At 51.2% G+C, this 4,065-nt stretch carries 2 protein-coding genes; one reads left to right on the top strand and one right to left on the bottom strand.

Going from position 1 to position 4,065, the window contains the following annotated elements; all coding sequences use genetic code 11:
- Positions 1-548: 548 nt before the first annotated feature.
- A complete protein-coding gene (locus tag ACJROR_RS06325; protein ID WP_406546365.1) occupies positions 549-2,678 on the top strand; it encodes a transporter substrate-binding domain-containing protein in 2,130 nt (709 codons plus the stop codon).
- 236 nt (positions 2,679-2,914) lie between these two features.
- On the opposite strand, the gene ACJROR_RS06330 is transcribed toward ACJROR_RS06325, so the two are convergent.
- On the bottom strand, positions 2,915-4,065 hold a 1,151-nt coding region (locus ACJROR_RS06330), incomplete at its 5' end, for a molybdopterin oxidoreductase family protein (protein ID WP_406546366.1).

Consider the following 4,065-nt stretch of genomic DNA (forward strand, 5'->3'; position numbering starts at 1 on the left):
TCTCGGTATGAAGACGCACCCCGGTATCCGTTAAAGATCTTTTTGCCATAAAAGCTGCTTGCTTAGTTCCCCGCCCGGGAAGGCAAAAAAACGTAACGGGTCAGTGAATGATAATAATATTGGATAACTGATTGCCCATTTCCATGTCAGGCATTAAGAAAAAGCGCTAAAGCGGCCGTTATTACGGCTGACAGTATTTTCCAAAAGGGCTGCTTTTTCTGACGTCATTTCAAGATCCTTCAGGCATTTCAGGCAGGCTTTTCTGCGCTGCTTAAAATGCCGAATATTGCCTGCCTCGGCGAAATAAGGCAGGTTTGGGACAATCAATACGACTTATCACCGCCCGGGAATGCCGCTGCTCAAGTTTTTTCAGGCACGGTTTCCCGGATGACTATGAGCGTCATTATTAGAAAGCGGGATTATTGCAACTGTTTTTCTTCAAACATGAGCACAGGCAGCACTTGGTTATTAAGACAGACTCGCTACATCGGAAAAGAAAACACTTTTCGGTACACGCTGTCTTCATGAAGACAGCGACGGCAGAATTTATGCGGCTGCGGATTCGCCGGATTACCGCCCTGCTCCTTGTTGCGGTAATAGCTAATATCCTGCTCTCTCTCAGCGCCGGTGCCGCCGAAGGCAAAGCAAAGGTTGTGCGGGTCGGCTGGTATGATTCAGCCTACTGCTACAAGGATCAGTTCGCGCGCCGCCGGGGCATTGCCTACGAATACCAGCAAAGAATCGCCGCCCACACCGGCTGGGTCTATGAATATGTAGAAGGCAGCTGGTCCAATCTGTTTCAGATGCTGATGAACGGGGAGATCGATCTTTTGAGCGACGTCTCCTATGTCAAGGAACGCGAAGAACATATGCTATTCAGCAATCTGCCCATGGGAACTGAATCGTACTACTCCTTCGTCATTCCTGAAAATTCCTCCATCGTCCCGGATGACCTGAGTTCTTATAACGGAAAGCATGTCGGAGTCAACAAGAGCAGCATCCAGTCCGGGATGCTGAGGGACTGGGCCGCAAGAAACGGGGTTGACATAAATATCGAATATATCACCAATACCGGAGACGAGGCCGTAGACAGACTGAAACGGGGAGAACTGGACACCCTGGTTGCTCTGGACAGCTACGGCGCCCGGTATCAAATTGAGCCCGTCAGCAAGATTGGCTCCTCCGATTTCTTTTTTGCCGTTAACAAAAAACGCCCCGATATCCTGAATGAACTGAACAAAGCCATGTTCGCCATTCATGACGAGGATCCCCTCTATAACCACCGGTTGACTGAGGAATACCTGCTCCTTGCCAAAACAAACGCCTATGTCTCCCCGGAGCTTGAAGCCTGGCTCACCAAACACGGCCCCATTACCATCGGATATTTGGATGATTACCTGCCCTTCTGCTCTCAGGACAAAAAGACCGGAGAACTTACCGGAGCCCTGAAGGACTATCTGGAAGCAGTCGCGACACGGCTTAAAAATGCCAGCATTCACTTTGAAACCATCCCCTTTGCCTCGACGGAGGATGCTCTGGCGGCTCTGAAACGTGGTGAAGTGGACAGCATATTTCCCATTAATATCAGCTCTGATGACGGGGAGAAACATGAGATGTTTCCCATTTCCCCGCTTATTAACACAGAAATGACGCTTCTTGTCAGGCCTGACACCCCGGTAATTGGTATGCCGAACATGAATCTTACCGTGGCCATTAACGCCGGCAACACCAGTTATGAGACTTTTATCAGGGACAGCGCTCCGAACTGGAATATAAAAAGCTGCTCCCCGGTGGAAGAGTGCTTTCGCATGGTAAAGAAAGGCGAAGCAGACAGCCTTATTGTCCCCAGTTACCGGCTGAATCAGTTCGAGGAAATGACCGATAACTACGGCCTCGTGCATATGCACACCGGCGAAACCATGGGCATGTCCTTTGCCGTAAGAAGAGATACTCCGGAGCTTTATGCCGTGCTCAGCAAATTAGTTCATCTGGTATCCGCTGATGATATGCAGTATGCAGTGGCCAGCTATGCATACCCCAACCATAAAATACCGGTAATGGATGTGCTGAAAAATCATTGGATCTCCGTGGTTATCCTTATTGTTTCCATTTTTTCAGTAATCCAGTTTCTGCTGATTAAAAAGCTGCGCGCCGAACGCAAGATCAATGAACAGCAGCAGAAGCTGATATCGGTTACTAGGATCGCCTACCGGGATCCTCTTACCGGAGTAAAAAGCAAAAATGCTTATGATGAAGCCTGCCGTGAAATGGATGGACGTATTGCCAGCATGGAAGTGTCAGCATTTGCCGCAGTGCTGTTTGACCTCAACAATCTTAAACTCGTTAACGATACTCAGGGACACAACGCCGGCGATATTTATATCAAGAAAGCTACTCACACTATCTGCCAGACTTTCAGTCACAGCCCGGTTTTCCGCATCGGCGGGGATGAATTTGTGGCCATACTGGAGCGTGTTGATTACGATCACCGGGAAGAACTCTTCAAAGCATTCGACAGTATGATGAATTACCACGCGGAAAACGGAGATATGGCCGTTGCTTTCGGATATTCATGCTTTGATCCGAAAACTGATAAAAGCATTAAAGCCGTGGTGGAACGCGCCGACAAAAATATGTATAAGCACAAGCAGCTTTTGAAGAGCAAGAGAAAACAGTAATATTCAGGGGCATTACCGGAATAAGAAAGGTACGGGCAAGCATAGAGTTCCCCAAAAAGCTTCCTGAATTTCCTGCCGCCGGTTCCTTGCTCGCTTTTCTTGTTCATTCCCGATTCTCTCAGATCCGCCCTGCCGATTTTGGCAGGACCCGCTGCCGGAGTCAGGGCAAAAAAAAATACGGATCCTGACGAACCCGTATTTCTCATTTTTAAAACCTCTCCGGCTCGTTTCGCCCCTTACGGCAGCTTCTCTATCCTGATAGCGCAGACCTTGTATTCCGGTATCCGGGCATACTTATCCAAAGCGGCATTGGTCAGAATATTAGCGAGACCGTCCGGGAAATGGAACGGCATCCAGGTTTCTCCCGGCGATACCTTGTCGCTGACCCGAGCCTGAGACTCAATGGAACCTCTCCGGGAGGTCAGCTTCACCTGCTCCCGATCGGCAATGCCCAGCCTCCGGGCATCCTCGGTATTGATCTCAATAAAGGAGTGCCCCTCCTTCTCCACGAGACCCCGGGTTTTTCCGGTCATCGCCATGGTGTTGTAGTGGTAGAGGATGCGTCCGGTCATCATGATAAAAGGATACTCCGCATCCGGAAGCTCCCGGCTCTCGCAGTAGCGGGCAGGATAGAACCAGCCGATGCCGCGGGTGAATTTGCCCACGTGCAGAATGGGAGTTCCGGGGTGATCCCTGGAGGTACAGGGCCACTGCAGACTTTCCCCCGCATCCAGACGCCGGTGGCTGATGCCGGCAAAGCTGGGAGTCAGACTGGCGATTTCATCCATGATCTCATCGGGCCGGAGGTAAGGCTGCGGGTAACCCATGCGGTTCATGAGATCAATGAAGATCTCCGTGTCGGGACGCATTTCCCCGTCCAGGGTAACCGCCTTGCGCACGCGCTGCACCCGCCGCTCCGTATTGCTGAAGGTGCCCTCCTTTTCGGCATAGCTTACTCCCGGAAGCACCACATCGGCATACTGACAGGTTCTGGTCATAAAAAGATCGCTGACCACCAGGAAGTCCAGGTTCTCCAGAGCCTTGATCACGTGCCCCTGATCGGGATCGGTAATCACCGGATCCTCGCCGAAGATAAAGAGTCCTCTGACCTCCTTCTTAACGGCGGCGGGGAAGACATCCGTGGCATGAAGTCCGGGCTTTCTGCTGAGCTTGACATTCCAGGCCTTTTCAAACTTCTCAATCACGTCATCCCGGGTAATCTTCTGATAGCCGGGGAGATCTCCGGGAAGAGCTCCCATATCGCAGGCTCCCTGCACATTGTTCTGCCCCCGGAGCGGGTTGACGCCGCAGCCGCTTCTGCCCAATTTGCCGGTAACCATGGCCAGATTGGAAAGAGACATTACCCCCTCAGTGCCGGTGGAGTGTT

Source organism: Succinimonas sp. (genome assembly GCF_045225735.1).
In the GTDB taxonomy this organism is placed as follows: Bacteria; Pseudomonadota; Gammaproteobacteria; order Enterobacterales; family Succinivibrionaceae; genus Succinimonas.